General features: G+C 65.0%; 17 protein-coding genes. 10 read left to right on the top strand and 7 right to left on the bottom strand.

From position 1 onward, the window contains the following. The first annotated feature begins 9 nt into the window (after positions 1–9). Complete coding sequence (locus ACSQ9E_RS03640; RefSeq protein WP_436216940.1) at positions 10–1479, top strand: Do family serine endopeptidase; 1470 nt, start codon at positions 10–12, stop codon at positions 1477–1479. Between the two features lie 141 nt (positions 1480–1620). On the opposite strand, the gene ACSQ9E_RS03645 is transcribed toward ACSQ9E_RS03640, so the two are convergent. Continuing rightward, positions 1621–2010: a hypothetical protein gene (locus ACSQ9E_RS03645; RefSeq protein WP_436216941.1), complete on the bottom strand. Its 390-nt coding sequence runs from the start codon at positions 2008–2010 to the stop codon at positions 1621–1623. Here ACSQ9E_RS03645 and lepA point away from each other — a divergent pair. The 9 genes from lepA to nagZ all read left to right on the top strand — a co-directional run bounded on the left by lepA (position 2000) and on the right by nagZ (position 10065). Further along, positions 2000–3808, top strand: a complete 1809-nt coding sequence (gene lepA / locus ACSQ9E_RS03650) for a translation elongation factor 4 (protein WP_057202105.1) — start codon at positions 2000–2002, stop codon at positions 3806–3808. The genes ACSQ9E_RS03645 and lepA overlap by 11 nt on opposite strands. Further along, positions 3808–4776, top strand: a complete 969-nt coding sequence (lepB, locus tag ACSQ9E_RS03655; protein ID WP_057268443.1) for a signal peptidase I — start codon at positions 3808–3810, stop codon at positions 4774–4776. The genes lepA and lepB overlap by 1 nt, the downstream gene beginning before the upstream one ends. A 42-nt stretch (positions 4777–4818) precedes the next feature. Continuing rightward, a complete protein-coding gene (locus tag ACSQ9E_RS03660) occupies positions 4819–5184 on the top strand; it encodes a DUF4845 domain-containing protein (protein ID WP_057202107.1) in 366 nt (121 codons plus the stop codon). Then, a complete protein-coding gene (gene rnc, locus ACSQ9E_RS03665) occupies positions 5184–5867 on the top strand; it encodes a ribonuclease III (RefSeq protein ID WP_057202108.1) in 684 nt (227 codons plus the stop codon). The genes ACSQ9E_RS03660 and rnc overlap by 1 nt, the downstream gene beginning before the upstream one ends. Further along, positions 5864–6880 carry a GTPase Era gene (era, locus tag ACSQ9E_RS03670; RefSeq protein WP_057202109.1) on the top strand — a complete coding sequence of 339 codons (1017 nt, stop codon included), beginning with the start codon at positions 5864–5866 and terminating at the stop codon, positions 6878–6880. Before rnc ends, era begins: the two co-directional genes overlap by 4 nt. Before the next feature lie 65 nt (positions 6881–6945). Beyond that, positions 6946–7713, top strand: a complete 768-nt coding sequence (gene recO, locus ACSQ9E_RS03675; protein ID WP_057202110.1) for a DNA repair protein RecO — start codon at positions 6946–6948, stop codon at positions 7711–7713. Between the two features lie 14 nt (positions 7714–7727). Further along, on the top strand, positions 7728–8486 hold the full coding sequence (locus tag ACSQ9E_RS03680; protein ID WP_057202111.1) for a pyridoxine 5'-phosphate synthase: 759 nt from the start codon (positions 7728–7730) through the stop codon (positions 8484–8486). 10 nt (positions 8487–8496) lie between these two features. Next, entirely contained in the window at positions 8497–8892 is a 396-nt protein-coding gene (gene acpS / locus ACSQ9E_RS03685; RefSeq protein WP_057202112.1) for a holo-ACP synthase, read from the top strand. Positions 8893–8955: 63 nt separating this feature from the next. Next, positions 8956–10065: a beta-N-acetylhexosaminidase gene (gene nagZ / locus ACSQ9E_RS03690; RefSeq protein WP_057202113.1), complete on the top strand. Its 1110-nt coding sequence runs from the start codon at positions 8956–8958 to the stop codon at positions 10063–10065. A 26-nt stretch (positions 10066–10091) separates the two neighbouring features. Here the strand turns inward: nagZ and ACSQ9E_RS03695 are convergent, their stop codons facing one another. The 6 genes from ACSQ9E_RS03695 to ACSQ9E_RS03720 all read right to left on the bottom strand — a co-directional run bounded on the left by ACSQ9E_RS03695 (position 10092) and on the right by ACSQ9E_RS03720 (position 16742). Further along, the gene (locus tag ACSQ9E_RS03695) at positions 10092–10748 is read right to left on the bottom strand and encodes a mechanosensitive ion channel family protein (protein ID WP_057202114.1); all 657 of its coding nucleotides are present in this window, start codon (positions 10746–10748) and stop codon (positions 10092–10094) included. Positions 10749–10794: 46 nt separating this feature from the next. Next, a complete protein-coding gene (locus ACSQ9E_RS03700) occupies positions 10795–11832 on the bottom strand; it encodes a GGDEF domain-containing response regulator (protein WP_057202115.1) in 1038 nt (345 codons plus the stop codon). Between the two features lie 41 nt (positions 11833–11873). Then, complete coding sequence (lysS, locus tag ACSQ9E_RS03705) at positions 11874–13418, bottom strand: lysine--tRNA ligase (RefSeq protein WP_057202116.1); 1545 nt, start codon at positions 13416–13418, stop codon at positions 11874–11876. A gap of 171 nt (positions 13419–13589) precedes the next feature. Continuing rightward, positions 13590–14216 (bottom strand): sugar transferase, encoded by a 627-nt coding sequence (locus ACSQ9E_RS03710; protein ID WP_057202117.1) that lies wholly within the window; start codon positions 14214–14216, stop codon positions 13590–13592. Positions 14217–14218: 2 nt separating this feature from the next. Beyond that, a complete protein-coding gene (locus ACSQ9E_RS03715) occupies positions 14219–15391 on the bottom strand; it encodes a DegT/DnrJ/EryC1/StrS family aminotransferase (RefSeq protein WP_436216942.1) in 1173 nt (390 codons plus the stop codon). Next, positions 15378–16742: a UDP-glucose dehydrogenase family protein gene (locus ACSQ9E_RS03720; RefSeq protein WP_057202119.1), complete on the bottom strand. Its 1365-nt coding sequence runs from the start codon at positions 16740–16742 to the stop codon at positions 15378–15380. The genes ACSQ9E_RS03715 and ACSQ9E_RS03720 overlap by 14 nt, the downstream gene beginning before the upstream one ends. Between the last annotated feature and the right edge of the window lie 6 nt (positions 16743–16748).

A 16748-nucleotide genomic window follows, 5' to 3' on the forward strand; every position in this document is an offset into this window, starting at 1 on the left:
AGGTCGATGATGCCCAAGTTTGATTGGAGTATGCTGCGCGCCCTCGCCGTTTCGGGCGTGGTGGCGACGGTGGCCAGCGTGGCGGTGCTGCCCCAGGGCGTGGCCATGGCGCAGTCCGCCGTGGTCCGGGGCTTGCCGGACTTCACTGACCTGGTGGACCAGGTTGGTCCGTCGGTGGTGAACATCCGAACGCGCGAGAAGGCGTCCGAGCGTTCGGGCGCCAACGGCATGGACGAGGAGATGGCGGAGTTCTTCCGCCGCTTCGGCGTGCCGATTCCCAATGTGCCGCGCCAGCAGCGCCCTCAGCGTCCGCAGCAGGATGAGGAGGCGCAACCGCGCGGCGTGGGCTCGGGCTTCATCCTCACGGCCGATGGCTTCGTGATGACCAATGCGCACGTGGTCGAGGGGGCCGATGAGGTCATCGTTACGCTCACCGACAAGCGCGAGTTCAAGGCGCGCATCGTGGGTGCCGACAAGCGCACCGACGTGGCCGTGGTCAAGATCGAGGCCACCGGGTTGCCGGCCGTGAAGGTGGGCGACGTGAGCCGCCTCAAGGTGGGTGAGTGGGTCATGGCCATCGGCTCGCCCTTCGGCCTGGAAAACAGCGTGACCGCCGGCATCGTGAGCGCCAAGCAGCGCGACACGGGCGATTACCTGCCCTTCATCCAGACCGACGTGGCCATCAACCCCGGCAATTCCGGTGGCCCGCTGATCAACATGCGCGGCGAGGTGGTGGGGATCAACAGCCAGATCTACTCGCGCTCGGGTGGCTTCATGGGCATCTCGTTTGCGATCCCGATGGACGAAGCGATCCGCGTCAGCGAGCAGTTGCGCTCGTCGGGCCGCGTGACCCGGGGCCGCATTGGCGTGCAGATCGGCGCGGTGAGCAAGGACGTGGCCGACGCGATTGGTCTGGGCAAGTCGCAGGGTGCGATGGTGACGGGGGTGGAGTCGGGCTCGCCGGCCGACAAGGCCGGGGTCGAGGCAGGGGACATCATCACCCGCTTCGACGGCAAGCCCATCGAGAAGGTGGCCGACCTGCCGCGCCTGGTGGGCAACACCAAGCCCGGTACCAAGAGTGCCATCACGGTGTTCCGCCGCGGCAGCGCGCGCGACCTGACCATCACTATCGCCGAAATCGAACCCGACAAGCCGGTCGCCAAGGCCGTGGAGCGCGAGGAGAAGCCCAAGGCGTCGGCGGCAGCCCAGCAACTGGGTCTTTCCGTGCTTGAACTCACCGATGCACAGAAGAAGGAACTCAAGCTCAAGGGCGGCGTGGCCGTGGCATCGGCCACCGATGCCGCTGCGCGGGCGGGCCTGCGTGAAGGCGATGTGATTCTGTCTGTGGCCAATACGGAGATTGCGGGCCTCAAGGACTTCGAGTCGGTCGTGTCCAAGGCGGACAAGAGCAAGCCCTTGAGTCTGCTCTATCGCCGCGGCGAGTGGGCCCAATATGCGGTGATCCGCCCTCTGCGCTGAAGGAGGAGGTGGCCGAATTCCAGATGGGCAAAGGGATAGTCCCATGGGCTAATCCCTCGGTGTTTGATGGGTTTTCCCAAAAAAATCCCTGGAAGCGGGCCCCTGCTGCGGCCCTGAAAAAAACTTAGAGGTTAGCTTTCGCTAACTTCCGGAACGGGGCATCAACCAGTTTCGATAGAATGCAGGGGTCTGTTCAACCGTTATGTGCATATTGAACGGCTCCTGCTCCACCATGCGGGATGCACCGTGTTCATGCACAGCTGATCCACAGCTCACCCACAAGTTGTTCATCATCGCGCGGACTGAATCTGTGAATAAACTGTGTATAAAATCCCTGTTGCAGTCAGGCAACGACCCTTTTCGTGCCAGTGCCGGGCTGCTTCCGACCCGCTTTTTGCCTACAATGAAGATCCAACTATCGCAGTTGCCAATGATTGTTGGTTCAGGGCGCGTCGCCACTCGACGCGCCCTTTTTTCTTGTGCGCGCCGTTTTAATTCAATTACTTGACGCTTCCCGTTGATGAACCACATCAGAAATTTTTCCATCATTGCGCACATCGACCATGGCAAGTCGACGTTGGCTGACCGCTTGATCCAGCGATGTGGCGGCCTTGCAGACCGCGATATGGAGGCCCAGGTTCTGGACTCGATGGACATCGAGAAAGAGCGTGGGATAACCATCAAGGCGCAGACCGCTGCGCTGCAGTACAAGGCCCAGGATGGGCAGGTCTACAACCTCAATCTGATCGACACGCCAGGTCATGTCGACTTCTCTTACGAGGTGAGCCGTTCGCTGTCCGCATGCGAAGGCGCGCTGCTCGTTGTCGATGCCTCGCAGGGCGTGGAAGCACAGACCGTGGCCAACTGCTACACCGCACTGGACCTCGGTGTGGAAGTGGTGCCGGTGCTCAACAAGATGGACCTGCCCAATGCCGATCCAGAGAATGCGAAGGCCGAGATCGAGGACGTGATCGGCATCGATGCAGAGCATGCAATTCCCTGCTCGGCCAAGACCGGCATGGGCATCGACGAGATCCTCGAAGCCATCGTGGCCAAGGTGCCCGCACCGCGTGGCAATGCCGACGGTCCGCTGCGCGCGATGATCGTCGACAGCTGGTTCGACAGTTACGTGGGCGTGGTGATGCTGGTGCGCGTGGTCGATGGCCGCCTGCTCAAGGGCGAGCGCATCAAGATGATGGCCAGCGAAGCGGTGTACAACGCGGACAACCTGGGCGTGTTCACCCCCGCCAACGAGCCGCGCAACTCGCTCGACGCGGGCCAGGTGGGTTACATCATCGCCGGCATCAAGGAACTGCAGGCCGCCAAGGTGGGTGACACCATCACGCTCGAAAAGAAGCTGCCCAACAATGCGGGGCCAGCCACCGAAGCGCTGCCGGGCTTCAAGGAAATCCAGCCCCAGGTGTTTGCGGGCCTGTACCCGACGGAAGCCAGCGAGTACGACTCGCTGCGCGACGCGCTCGAGAAACTCAAGCTCAACGACGCTTCGCTGCACTACGAACCCGAGGTCAGCCAGGCGCTGGGTTTCGGCTTTCGCTGCGGCTTCCTGGGCCTTCTGCACATGGAGATCGTGCAGGAACGCCTGGAGCGCGAATTCGACCAGGACCTGATCACCACGGCGCCCAGCGTGGTCTACCAGGTGGTCCGCGCCGATGGCGAGACCGTCATGGTCGAGAACCCCTCCAAGATGCCCGACCAGGGCCGCCTGGAAGAGGTGCGCGAGCCCATCGTCACGGTGCACCTGTACATGCCCCAGGACTACGTGGGTCCGGTGATGACGCTGGCCAACCAGAAGCGCGGTGTGCAGATCAACATGGCCTACCATGGCCGCCAGGTCATGCTGACCTATGAGATGCCACTGGGCGAGATCGTGCTGGACTTCTTCGACAAGCTCAAGTCCGTCTCGCGCGGCTATGCGTCGATGGACTACGAGTTCAAGGAATACCGCGCATCCGACGTGGTCAAGGTGGACATCCTGCTCAACGGCGAGAAGGTCGATGCGCTGTCCATCATCGTGCACCGTTCGCAGTCGCAGTACCGCGGCCGGGCCGTGGTGGGCAAGATGCGCGAGATCATCAGCCGCCAGATGTACGACGTGGCCATCCAGGCTGCCATCGGCGCCAACATCATCGCGCGCGAGACCATCAAGGCCCTGCGCAAGAACGTGCTGGCCAAGTGCTATGGCGGGGACATCTCCCGCAAGCGCAAGCTGCTCGAAAAGCAGAAGGCGGGCAAGAAGCGGATGAAGCAGATCGGTTCGGTCGAGGTGCCCCAGGAGGCCTTTCTCGCCATTTTGCAGGTGGAAGATTGATGCAGTTCATGCAAATTCTCACGGCCGCCATCCTGGCCGCCTTTCTTGGCTACGTGGGGTCCTGGTACTTTGGCCTCATCGAGGGCAATTTTGCGCTGCTGTTGTTCCTGGCCACAGTGGTTACGGGGGCCTTCTGGCTGGCCGAGCGGCTGTACTTCCTGCCGCAGCGCCGCCGTGCAGCCCAGGCGATCGAAGACGCTGCCGTGCAGCGCCGGGCTGAACTGGACCGCATGGGCATCCAGAAGGTGGATCTGGATGTGCAGGAAGCCCAGGGGCGCCTGCTCATGCAGCCTTGGTGGCTGGACTGGACGGCCGGGCTGTTCCCGGTGATCGCAGCGGTGTTCGTGCTGCGCTCTTTTCTATTCGAACCGTTCAAGATTCCCTCCGGCTCGATGATCCCGACCTTGCTGGTAGGCGACCTGATCCTGGTGAACAAGTTCACCTATGGCGTGCGCCTGCCGGTGATCAACACCAAGATCATCGAGGGCAACAAGCCTGCGCGCGGCGATGTCATGGTGTTCCGCTACCCGCCGCAGCCCAGTCTGGACTACATCAAGCGCGTGATCGGCGTGCCGGGCGACGAAGTGGCGTACCTGAACAAGCGCCTCACGATCAACGGGCAGGTGGTGCCCACCACGGCCGTCCCGGATTTTCTGGACGAAGTGAAGTACTACCCGCAACTCGAAGAGCAGATCGATGGCAAGGCACACCGGTTGCTGAACTATCCGGATGCTCCCGCCTTCATCCAGGGTGCGACCAGTTTTGCGTATCGTGACAACTGCCGCTACAGTGTTGAAGGCGTGGTGTGCAAAGTGCCGGAAGGCCACTATTTCATGATGGGGGACAACCGCGACAATTCGCTGGATTCTCGCTATTGGGGCTTTGTGCCCGACGCCAACATTGTGGGCAAGGCCTTTTTCGTCTGGATGAATTTCAGCAACCCCAGGCGCATCGGGTCTTTCCAATGATCCATGGCCTGTTTTAATCAGTAAGCACGGAGAGGGGAGAGTATGTATTCCAACCGTTTTGCCAGCCGTTCGCGCCAGCGTGGTCTGTCGTTCATTGGCGTGATTTTCATTGGGTTGATCTGCGTGGCCGCGTTTGCCATCGGCGGGCAGTCTGTGCCGATCTTTCTGGAGTACCAGGCGATCAACAAGGCGGCAACCAAGGCAGCCAGGGAAGAGACCACGGTTGCTGGTGTACGCGGCAACTTTGACCGGGCTGGAGCGATTGACAACATCAGCTCAGTACAGGGCAAGGATCTGGAGGTCACCAAGCGCGGTGACAAGACTGTGGTGAGCTTCAAGTATTCACGCGAGATCCCCCTCGCTGGTCCAGCTTATCTCGTCTACCGCTTCGAGGGACAGACCAAGTAGTGTCCCCCAGTCTTCTTGCGCTGCAGGACCGCCTGCAGCACCCCTTTTCCGACCCCTTGCTGCTGCAACGTGCCATTACGCACCGCAGCTTTTCGGCCGACCACAATGAGCGGCTGGAGTTCCTGGGGGACTCCGTCCTGAACCTCGCGGTAGCGAGTCTTCTGTACCAGCGCCTGGGGTCCTTGCCTGAAGGCGACCTCTCGCGCGTGCGGGCCAACCTGGTCAAGCAGGACACCCTGCACCAGTTGTCCCTGCGCCTGCGTGTGTCCGAGGTGTTGCGCCTCGGTGAGGGTGAATCCAAATCCGGTGGCCACCAGCGTCCTTCGATCCTTGCCGATGCGCTGGAGGCGCTGATCGGCGCGGTCTACCTCGACGCCGGTTACATCCAGGCCGAAGCCCTGGTGCACCGCCTGTTCCAGGCCATGGAGATCAACCCGCAGATGCAGGCGGCCTCCAAAGACCCGAAGACCGCGTTGCAGGAGTGGCTCCAGGGCCGCAAAATGAAGCTTCCGCAGTATGCCGTCGTGGCCACCGTGGGGGCGGCGCACCGCCAGACCTTCGATGTCGAGTGCGATATTCCCGAACTGGGCCTGATAGAGCGTGGCATCGGCGGCTCCCGCCGTGCCGGTGAGCAGGCTGCGGCAGCGGCCATGCTGGCCACACTGAAAGCAAAGAATCTATGAACGACGACAACGCCACCAACGACACAGCGGGCGATGCCGGTACCCCTGCAGACCATCCCCAAACCCCGGGGGATCTGGATGCCATGCTGGCGGCTGCAGGTGCACCTGCGGCCATGCCAGGCCAGCGCTGCGGCGTGATTGCCATCGTCGGCAAGCCCAACGTGGGCAAGTCCACCCTGCTCAATGCACTGGTGGGCCAGAAGATCAGCATCACCTCGCGCAAGGCACAGACCACGCGCCACCGCATCACCGGCATCCGCACGCGCGAGCAGACCCAGTTCGTCTTTGTCGACACCCCAGGTTTTCAGACCCGGCATGCCACGGCCCTGAACAAGTCGCTCAACAAGACCGTGATGGGCGCCATCGGCGACGTGGACCTGATCCTCTTCGTCGTGGAGGCGGGCAACTTCACGCTGGCCGACGCCAAGGTGCTGTCGCTGTTCAAACCCGGCATTCCCACCTTGCTGATTGCCAACAAGCTCGACATGGTCAACCGCCGTGCCGAGCTGGCCCCCTGGCTCAAGAGCATGCAGGAGCGCCACCCGTTCGCCGAATTCGTGCCCATGTCGGCCAAGAACAAGGGCGATATCGAGCGTCTCTTCGGTATCTGCGCCAAATACCTGCCCGAGCAGGCCTGGTGGTATGGCGAGGACGAGCTCACCGACCGCAGCGAGAAATTCCTGGCCGGCGAAACCGTGCGCGAAAAGCTGTTCCGCTTCACGGGTGACGAGTTGCCTTACACCTCCACTGTGGTCATCGACAAGTTTGAGGAAGAGGCGAGCAAGCAGCACAAGCGCCTCGTGAAGATCGCCGCCACCATTGTGGTCGAGCGCGACAACCACAAGATGATGGTCATCGGCGACAAGGGCGAGCGCTTGAAGCGCATCGGCACCGAAGCCCGCCAGGAACTCGAAAAGCTCATGGATGCCAAGGTGTTCCTGGAGCTATGGGTCAAGGTGCGCTCGGGCTGGGCCGATGACGAGGCGCGTGTGCGCTCCTTCGGTTACGAGTGAGGATGGCCGCCGCGCTGCTCCGTGCAGAGGCGCTTCAACGCCTGCGGCCTGGCTGAAAGCCGCCCATGGCCGTTGCCAAGCGCATTTCCGATGAACCGGCCTTCGTACTGCACAGCTACGATTGGAGCGAGTCGAGCCTGATCCTGGAGGTGTTCTGTCGCCGCCAGGGCCGTGTCGCCCTGGTCGCCAAAGGCGCCAAGAAGCCCACCTCCAATTTTCGCCCCGTGCTGCTGCCGCTGCAGCCGCTCTTGCTCACCTACACCCTGTCGGGCGATGGCTCGGCCGACATCCACACGCTCAAGGGGGCCGAGTGGGTTGGCGGGCATGTCATGCCGACGGGTGATGCCCTGCTGTCGGGCATGTACCTCAATGAGCTGCTGCTGCGCCTGCTGGCGCGGGCTGATGCACACACTGCGCTGTTCGATGACTATGCCGGCGTGGTGCGCGTGCTCGCCAGCGAGCATGGCGATGCACTCGAGCCCGTGCTGCGCAGTTTCGAGCTGCTGCTGCTGCGCGAAATCGGCCTGCTGCCCAGCCTGGACGCGCAGACCATGACCCTGGAGCCCTTGCATGCCAGCACGCGCTACACGCTGGTCGCCGAAGGGGGGCTGCGTGCTGCCTCGCCGGGCGATCGCGTCGCGCTGCCCGGAAGCCAGTGGCAGGCCCTGCAGGCGGCACTTGACAGCAATGCATCCAGCTACACCGCCACCCTGCGCGCCTGCGCTCCGGTGGCTGCCGAGCTCAAGCCCCAGTTGCGGGCGCTCTTGCAATACCATTGCGGCAGTCCCACGCTGCGCACCCGCCAGCTCATGATGGATCTGCAGTCTCTCTGACCTCTACATACCGCATGCCACACCCCACGCCGCACCGTACCGCCCTGTCGGTCAACGTCAACAAGGTCGCCCTGGTGCGCAACACGCGCCACCTGGGCATTCCCAGTGTCACGCGTGCGGCCCAGGTGTGCCTTGAAGCCGGCGCGCGGGGCATCACCGTGCATCCCCGTCCGGACGAACGCCACATCCGCAGCCATGACGTGTTCGAGCTGGCCGAGCTCATGAAGGCCTGGCCCGACCGGGAGTACAACATCGAGGGCAACCCCTCGCAGAACCTCATGGACTTCATCCGCCAGGTGCGCCCGCACCAGGCCACCTTCGTGCCCGACAGCGAAGACCAGTTCACCAGCGACCATGGCTGGAGTTTTCCGCAGGACGCCGCTCGCCTGGCGCCCCTGATCGCCGAGTGCAAGGCCCTGGGCGTGCGCGTAAGCCTGTTTATGGACCCCATTCCCGAGGCCATGGCCGCGGCCAAGGCCGTGGGCGCCGACCGCGTCGAGCTTTACACCGAGCCCTATGCCGACGCCTGGGGTACGCCTGGGCAGGCAGAACAGCTGGAGCGTTACCGCACCGCCGCCCAGGCCGCGCTCGACGCCGGGCTGGGCGTCAATGCCGGCCATGACCTGAACCGCGACAACCTCACCGCTTTCGTGCGCGAGGTGCCCGGCGTGCTGGAGGTGTCCATTGGCCACGCGCTGATCGCCGATGCATTGGAGCTGGGCTACGCCGCCACCGTGCAGGCCTACAACGCCTGCATCGCCGCAGCAGGCTGAGCGCCTTGCCATGATCTACGGTATCGGAACCGACATCTGCGACGTGCGCCGTATCCAGGCCAGCCTGGAGCGCCATGGCGACCGCTTCGCCGAAAAGGTGCTGTCGCAGGGCGAGCTCGCCACCTGGCGTGCGCGCACGGCCCGCTGGCCGGACCGGGGTCTGCGCTATCTGGCCACGCGCTTTTCCGCCAAGGAAGCCTTCAGCAAGGCCATCGGCCTCGGGATGCGCATGCCCATGACCTGGCGCCATTGCGAAGTGGCCAAGCTGCCTTCGGGCCAACCCGTGATCGTGCTGCACGGCGCGCTCAAGGAATGGTTCGAAGAGCGTGGCCTGCAGGCCCACCTGAGCGTCACGGACGAGACGGACTACGCCGCCAGCTTCTGCGTGGTCGAAAAAGCGCCTTGATCCCCACGAGCACGCATTCGCTCGCGTATCCGCAATTTCATTTCCCCTGATTTCGAAAAACCCATGACCGAACACGCACCCGTCATCCTCGATGTGGCCGGCACCGCGCTCAGCGCCGACGACCGCCGCCGCCTGGCCCACCCGCTCACCGGCGGCGTGATCCTGTTCGCCCGCAACTGGGAAAACCGGGCCCAGTTGCTGGGCCTGACCAGCGCCATCAAGGCCGTGCGCGATGATCTGCTGGTCTGCGTGGACCATGAAGGCGGGCGCGTGCAGCGCTTTCGCACCGACGGCTTCACCCACCTGCCGCCCATGCGCGCCCTGGGCGCGATGTGGATGGACGATGGCAAGGGCGCCAAGGCGGTTGCCGGCAGCGGCGCCCTGCGCGCCACCAATGCCGCCACCGCCGCAGGCTATGTGCTGGGCACCGAACTGCGCGCCTGCGGCGTGGATTTCTCGTTCACCCCGGTGCTCGACCTCGACTGGCAGGACGAAGACGCCGGCTCGCGCAGCGGCGTGATCGGCGACCGCTCCTTCCACCGCGATCCGCGCGTCGTGGCGCTGCTCGCCAAGAGCCTCATGCATGGGCTGCTGCAGGCCGGCATGGCCAATTGCGGCAAGCATTTCCCTGGCCATGGTTTCGTCAAGGCTGACTCGCACACCGAGGTGCCGGTGGACACGCGCAGCCTCAAGGCCATCCTGGCCGATGACGCGGCGCCCTACCCCTGGCTCAGCAGCACGCTCACCAGCGTGATGCCGGCCCACGTGATCTACCCCAAGGTGGACAGCCGCCCCGCCGGGTTCTCCCAACGCTGGCTGCAGGACATCCTGCGCCGCGAGATGCGCTTTGACGGCGCCATCTTCAGCGACGACCTGAGCATGGAAGGAGCCCGCCGCCTCGACGGCCAACTGGTCAGTTACACCGATGGCGCCTTGGCCGCGCTGGAGGCCGGCTGCGACCTGGTGCTGCTGTGCAACCAGAGCGTGGGCGATGGCAAGGCCGTGGACGAACTGCTGGGCGGCCTGGCGGATGCGCAGGCCCAGGGCCGCTGGCAGCCCAGCGTGGACAGCGAGTCGCGCCGCATCGCCCTGCTGCCCGAGACCCTTCCCCAGGCCTGGGACGACCTCATGTACCAGCCGGCCTACCTGCAGGCGCTGGACCTGCTGCCCTGAAGCGATCGAGGCCTGCTGCCGCAGGCTCAGGGTGCTGGATACGCTGATGGAGCGCTCTGCGCGGGCAGTGCTGGAGCGGGTTCCGCCACAGGTGCCGCCAGGGGCGGGGGCGGCCCTCTCCAACGCCGTATCACGCGCTGGAAGATCAGGGCATTGGGTATCTGCAGCCAGGTGCCATCCGGGCCCGCATGGAGGTGGTCTTCGAGCGTGGTGTACAGCAGGTTGATGTCCACCACCCGGCCTTTGGCGCCGGGCTTTTCTGCCGTGTCCAGCACCTCGATGTAGTCGCCCACGCGGAACGGCCGCACCGTGAAGATCAGCAGCGCGCAGAACAGGTTGGACAACACGCTCCACGCCGCGAAAAAAGCCACGGCGCCCACGGTGGCAAAGCCCGTCAGGGCCGTCCACAGCACCGTGGCCGAAACCCCCATGCGTTCGAGCACCAGCAGGGAGGCGCTGGCCACGATGGTCCAGCGTATCAATCCCTTGATGGGTACCAGCAGCTCGTCGGGCAACTGGTAGTGGGCGGCGGCACGCGCCACCAGGCGCCGCAGCAGGCGCTGCAGCATCCAGGCCACAAAAACGACCAGCAGGATCTGCAGGCCGGGCACGATCACATCGAGCCAGTCCTGCACCCAGTCCGGGAGCCGTGTCTTCAAAACATGCAGACCGTTGGTGGCCATGGAAAAAGGGCGCGCTCGGGCGCGCAGAAAACGGAAAAGATCGCCATCAGCTGCGCAATTGCTCCACGGTGTCCATCTGCATCTCGAAACTGAAAAAGCGGTTGCGGCCCTGGGCCTTGGCCGCATACAGGGCCTGGTCGGCGCGCATGATCATGCTCTCGGCATTGGTGCTGTCGTCGGGTACGCAGGTGGTGATGCCACCCGACAGCGTCAGCGTGTCCCCCAGCGGCGAGTCGGGGTGGGCAATGCCGCGCACCTTGAGCAACTGGCCCAGGGCCCGCGCAAAGGTCATGGCGCCAGAGCGCGGGGTGTTGGGCAGGATCAGTGCGAACTCTTCGCCGCCATAGCGCGAAGCCACGTCGCGCGGCCGCACGCACACCTCGCGCAGCAACCGCCCCACCTCTTTCAGGCAGGCGTCTCCCTGCACGTGGCCGCTGGCATCGTTGAACAGCTTGAAATGGTCCAGGTCGCAGAGCATCAGCGTGAGCGGCGTGCCGTCACGCCGGGCCGATAGGATCTCGTTGTGCAGCATGCGGTCAAAGCCCCGGCGGTTCACCAGGCCGGTCAGCGAGTCCACTTCCACCATCTCGTTGAGGCGCTGGTTGGCCAGGTGCAATTCGGCCGATACCGACACCAGCCGCCGGCGCATGTCCAGAAGGCGCTGCATGGCGCGCAGCTTGGCCATCAGCACGATGGGCTTGACGGGCTTGACCAGGTAGTCGTCGCCCCCCACCTCAATGCCGCGCCATACGTCGAGTTCATTGTCCAGGCCCGAGAGGAAGATGATGGGCGTCCAGTCACCCGCCTCGCTCTCGCGCATCTGCTGGGCCACCCAGTAGCCGTCCTTGCCGGGCAGCCGGATGTCCAGCAGCACCAGGTCCGGCCGATGTGTCTTGAACAGGTGCAGTGCCGCTGCGCCTTCGGGGGCCTCGAAGATCTCCGACACCCCTGCGTGCCGCAGCTCGGCCACCAGCGCAGCCCTCACCGAATTCTGGTCCTCCACCACCAGTACCGAAAAACTGTTGCGGGAGGACGCAGTGGCGTGCGCTGCAGGGTAGGGCGCGCTGCTGGGGGTGAAGGGCACGGTAGCTCTCCTTGAAGCGAAGGGCGTTGCGCAGCAGCCGCTCAGGACTCCCGCCGCAATGCTGGGAACAGTATCACGTCGCGGATGCTCGGGCTATCGGTCAACAGCATCATCAGGCGGTCGATGCCGATGCCGCAGCCGCCCGTGGGAGGCATGCCGTACTCCAGCGCGCGCACGAAATCGTGGTCGTAGAACATGGCCTCGTCGTCACCGCTGTCCTTGGCGGCCACCTGGGCGTGGAAACGCGCGGCCTGGTCCTCGGCGTCGTTGAGCTCGCTGAAACCATTGCCGAACTCGCGCCCGGTGATGTACAGCTCAAAGCGCTCGGTCACCTCGGGCCGGGTGTCGTTGGCACGCGCCAGCGGCGAGATTTCGGTGGGGTGCTCCATGATGAAGGTGGGCAGCCACAGCTTGTCTTCCACCGTCTCTTCGAAATACAGCACCTGCAGGCTGGCCAGCGAACGCGTGGACAGCTTGTTCTTTTCTTCGTTCAGGCCCAGCTTCTTCAGTGCACTGATCAGCCACGCGGCGTCGTCCACATGGGCGCCTGCCTCGGTGTACTGGAAGATGGCTTCGCGGATCGTCAGGCGCGCAAACGGCTGCGACAGGTCCACCGCGCGGCCCTGGTAGGTCAGCTGCAGCGAGCCCGTGGCCTTGAGCGCCACTTCGCGGATCAGCGTCTCGGTGAAGTCCATCAGGTCCAGGTAGTTCCAGTACGCCGCGTAGAACTCCATCATGGTGAACTCGGGGTTGTGGCGCACAGAGATACCTTCGTTGCGGTAGCTGCGGTTGATCTCGAACACGCGCTCGAAACCGCCCACGATCAGGCGCTTCAAGTACAGCTCCGGCGCGATGCGCAGGTACATCTCCTGCTCGAGCGCGTTGTGGTGCGTCACGAAGGGCTTGGCATTGGCACCGCCCGGGATCGGGTGCAGCATGGGCGTCTCGACCTCAAGGAAGCCGTGGTCCACCATGAACTCGCGCAGGCCGCTCACGGCCTTGCTGCGCGCGATGAAGCGCCTGCGCGCCTGTTCGTCGGTGATCAGGTCCACATAGCGCTGGCGGTACTTCTGCTCTTGGTCGGCCATGCCGTGGAACTTATCGGGCAGCGGGCGCAGGCTCTTGGTCAACAAGCGCAGGCGCGTGACCTTGATCGACAGCTCGCCGGTCTTGGTCTTGAACGTGGTGCCCTCGGCGCCCACGATGTCGCCCAGATCCCAGTGCTTGAAGGCCGCATAGGCCTCTTCGCCCAGCGCATCGCGGGTCACGTACAGCTGGATCTGGCCGCCGGTGTCGCCCAGGGATCCGTCCTGCACCGTGGCAAAGCTGGCCTTGCCCATCACGCGCTTGAGCATCATGCGGCCGGCCACGCTCACCGTGGCCGGATTGGCCTCCAGGGCCTCGGCATCGAGTGGGCCATAGGTCAGGTGCAACTCGGCCGCCTTGTTCGCTGGCTTGAAATTGTTGGGGAAGGCCACGGCGCCGCCCTGGGCCTGGGTTTCGCGCAGCGCGCGGAGCTTTTCGCGGCGCTCGGCCATGAGCTTGTTGTCGTCCGGGGGCACTGGAGGGGTGTTCTGTTCAGACATAGGTGCTGTCAATGCGGTGCGAGCGTGGTGCGTCGAAAATAAGGGGCTGTCAGGGAGTCTGCGGCAGCCAACCCTTGATTTTATCGGCTTGGCGGGCACAACCCGGTTTTTTACCCGTGCAGTGCCGGTTTTTGGGCACTGTGGGCGGCCCTGCGCGGTCGCTGCGGTGGCTCAGCGCGGCGTATCCTGGCCCGGCGATGCATCCGGGCGCAGCACGGCGTGCACCGTCCGGGCCAGGATCCGCAGGTCCTGCCACACGCTGTGGTTGCGCGCATAGCGCGCGGCATAGTCGAGCTTCACGGGCAGGATCTCTTGCACGTAGGTGCGCTCGGGGTCGGCGCTCTGCGCCAGCAGCGCGCTTTCGTTGCGAAAGGCGATGGACGCCAGGTCGGTGATGCCCGGGCGCACGCTCAGCACGATGGCTCTGAGCTCGGCCGGGTACATCGCCACATAGCGCGGCACCTCGGGCCGTGGGCCCACCAAGCTCATGTCGCCCTTGAGCACGTTGAACAGCTGGGGCAGTTCGTCGAGCTTGCTGTGGCGCAACCAACGCCCGGCGCGGGTGATGCGCGCGTCCTCCCCCACGGTAATGGCCGGGCCCGCCCGGTCGGCCCAGGTGTGCATGGAGCGGAACTTGTAGATGTGAAAGCTGCGCCCGTGCCGACCCACCCGCTCCTGGCGAAACAACGCCCCGCCCGCCGAATCCCAGCGCACCCACAGCGCGATGGCGAGCAGCACCGGGCTGAGCGCCAGCAGGGCGCCGCCCGAGACCACGATGTCCATCAGGCGCTTGAGCATCCTCATCCCAGCAGGGTCTGCAGGGCCGCGATCACGCGGTCCTGGTCGGCGTCGGTCATGGCCGTGAACAGCGGAATGCTCACCATGGCCTGGTAGGCCGCATCGGCTTGGGGAAACATCTCAGGCGCGAGCTGGTAGCGGTCGCGCCAGTAGGGGTGGCGGTGCAGCGGCACGTAGTGCACGCTGGTGCCGATCCCCATGTCCGACAGGCCCTGCACCAGCGCATCGCGCGACAGGCGTGCACCCGGAGCCAGGCGGATCACATACAGGTGCCAGGCATGCACGTCGCCCATCGGCGCCTCGGCCGGCAGCACCAGCGGCAAGCCTGCCAGCGCCGCGTGGTAGCGCTGTGCCAGGTACTGGCGCCGCTGCACGAAGGCCGGCAGGCGCGCCAGTTGCTGCACACCCATGGCCGCAGCCACGTCGGTCATGTTGTACTTGAAGCCCGGCGCCACCACCTCGTAGTACCAGGCGGGCGTCTTGGAGGTGAAGCGGTCGAAGGCATCGCGGTTCATGCCGTGCAGGCGCATCACGCGCATGCGCTTGGCGAGCTCGGGGTCGCGTGTCACAGCCATGCCGCCTTCGCCGGTGGTGATGGTCTTGTTGGCGTAGAAGCTGAACACCGTCACGTCGGAGGCCAGTTGGCCCACCAGCGTCCCCCTCCAGGTCGTGGGCAGGGCATGGGCGGCATCTTCCACCACCTTGAGGCCATGCTCCTGGGCTACGGCCAGGATCGTGTCCATGTCGCAGGCCAGGCCGCCATAGTGCACCGGCATGATGGCCTTGGTGCGCGGGGTGATCGCGGCACGCACCAGTGCCGGGTCCATGTTCAGCGTCACCGGGTCGACGTCCACCAGCACCGGGTCGGCCCCAAGGTAGCGCACTACCTCGGTGGTCGCCGTGAAGGTCAGCGTGGGGGCGATCACTTCGTCGCCAGGGCCGATGCCCAGGGCTTCCAGGGCCAGATGCAGGCCCGCGGTGGCCGAGTTCACGGCCAGGCTGTCCACGCCGCCGCCCAGGTAGTCGGTGAAGGCTTGCTCGAAGGCCCGGGTTTGCGGGCCGGTGGTGACCCAGCCCGAGCGCATGGCCTCGGCAACGGCGTTCACCTCGGCATCGCCGATATCCGGGCGGGCAAAGGGGAGGAAGGGCAGGGCGGTGGTTTCAGCGTTCGGCATGGTGGTCTGGCAAGGGGGTGGTCGGGACAGCGCCACGGCCGATGGCGTGGTATTCCAGCCCTGCGGCGCGCAGCTCGGCGGGCTCGAAGAGATTGCGGCCGTCGAACACCACGCGTTCGCGCAGCGTGGCGGCCAGGTGGGCGAAGTCCGGGCTGCGGAACTCCTTCCACTCGGTGGCGATGACGAGCGCGTCTGCGCCTTGCAGCGCTGCATCGGCCAATTGCACGAAAGAAAGGCCTGTGCGTTCGCCCAGGGCCTGGCGCGCCTGGTCCATGGCCTGCGGGTCGTAGGCAACGACCTCGGCACCCAGGGCCAGCAGCCGTTCGATGATGGCCAGGCTCGGCGCCTCGCGCATGTCGTCGGTGCCGGGCTTGAAGGCCAGGCCCCAGAGCGCGAAGCGCCGGCCCGCGAGGTCGGCGCCGAAGCGGGCGACGATCTTGTCGGCCAGCACCTGCTTCTGGCGCTCGTTCACGGCCTTCACGGCCTGCAGGATCTGCAGGTCCTGCCCGGCATCCTGTGCCGTCCGGATCAGGGCCGTGACGTCCTTGGGAAAGCACGATCCGCCGTAGCCCGTGCCGGCGTAGAGGAAATGCGTGCCGATGCGCGGGTCCATGCCGATGCCGGTGCGCACGTTCTCGATGTCGGCGCCCAGCTTCTCGGCCAGCAGCGCCAGCTCGTTCATGAAGCTGATGCGCGTGGCCAGCATGGCATTGGCCGCGTACTTGGTGAACTCGGCACTGCGAACGTCCATCACCACCAGGCGGTCGCGGTTGCGCATGAAGGGCGCATACACCGCACGCATGAGTTCGGTGGCGCGCTCATCCTGGGTGCCCAGGATCACGCGGTCAGGCCGCATGAAGTCCTGCACCGCACTGCCTTCCTTGAGGAACTCGGGGTTCGATACCACCGCAAATTCCGGCTGCGCACCGCGGGAGGACAGTACGGCGGCCACAGCGTCGCGCACCTGGTCGGCCGTGCCCACGGGCACCGTGCTCTTGTTGACGATGAGCTTGTAGCCCGCCATGCGCTCGGCGATCGATCGCGCTGCCGCCAGCACATGCTGCAGGTCGGCCGAGCCGTCTTCGCTCGGGGGCGTGCCCACGGCGATGAACTGCAGCAGGCCATGCGCCACGGCGTGGTCGATGTCGGTGGTGAACTCCAGGCGGCCGCTGCGCGCGTTGCGCAGCACCACGTCCAGCAGGCCCGGCTCATGGATGGGCAACTGGCCCTGGTTCAGCGATGCGATCCTGCGCGCATCGAGGTCCAGGCACACCACGTGGTTGCCCATCTCCGAGAGACAGGCCCCGGTGACAAGGCCTACATAGCCGGTGCCGATGACGGTGATTTTCATGGAACG

The organism is Acidovorax sp. LjRoot118 (assembly GCF_964253575.1).
Classification (GTDB): Bacteria; Pseudomonadota; Gammaproteobacteria; order Burkholderiales; family Burkholderiaceae_C; genus Acidovorax.